The 243-nt window shown below is 46.9% G+C and carries 1 pseudogene; it reads left to right on the plus strand.

From position 1 onward, the window contains the following. Positions 1-243, plus strand: a pseudogene (locus AAEZ08_RS23355) (glutamate--cysteine ligase); the annotation flags it as partial.

Here is a 243-nt window from a genome sequence, read left to right on the forward strand (position 1 = left end):
GCCTACGTATGGGCAAGCTTGGCTATACCAATAGTGTGCAAGAGCAGCTGGATATTCGCTATAACTATCTACCAGAGTATGTCGCTGGCCTACGCCGCGCGATTCAAACGCCGCACGAGAGCTTTGAAAAGCTTGGTTTGGATGATGCTGAGGGTCATCCTATCCAGATCAATAACCATATTCTACAAATAGAAAATGAATACTATAGCCCTATCCGCCCCAAACAAATTGCGATGAGTGGCG

The organism is Pseudomonas sp. E45-MNA-CIBAN-0222, from assembly GCF_040310405.1.
Lineage (GTDB): Bacteria > Pseudomonadota > Gammaproteobacteria > Pseudomonadales > Pseudomonadaceae > Stutzerimonas > Stutzerimonas stutzeri_AC.